Genomic DNA, 489 nt, shown 5'->3' with positions numbered 1-489 from the left:
GGTGGCGTCCGTAATCCGGTGTAAATGGTCCTTCGGAGCTTCTGGCTTCGGTGGGTGATGTTACGCCGTTGCGCTGATGGCTTCGGTGGTGCTGCTCGCGGAGTCTGGGGCGTGCTGGGGCCGTAGTTGTCGGGGTGGGTGCAGCAGGCTGCGGCGTAGGTCTTGGAGCTGGCGTACCCCGGCCGGGGTCATGGCGAGTCCGCGCCAGCCGCGAGATGCGCGGTCCAGTACGGCCCAGGCGATGCTGACACAGCTGGTTTCGCCGGGGAAGCGACCGATAACCTTTGTGCGGCGGCGGGTTTCACCGAAGGTGCGTTCGATGAAGTTCGAATGCCGAATACGGTGCTGATGTTCGGGCGGGAACCGCAGGTAAGCGGTCAGGCCCGCGCGGTCGGTGAGCAGGATCTTCATCGCCGCGGGGTAGGTGGGTGCGTAGCGGGCCGCGAACACGTCCAGTCGGGCGTCGATGAGTTCGACGAGGTTGGGGCC

Annotated in this window: 1 protein-coding gene; it reads right to left on the bottom strand. The window is 66.1% G+C overall.

Annotated elements, in window-relative coordinates:
- Positions 1-60: 60 nt before the first annotated feature.
- Positions 61-489 (bottom strand): transposase (locus AC5Y4D_RS27350; protein ID WP_500038781.1); only part of this gene is annotated, 429 nt, incomplete at its 5' end.

This window comes from Mycobacterium sp. NGS67 (assembly GCF_059812185.1).
This window is presented reverse-complemented; position numbering and strand designations above follow the sequence as displayed.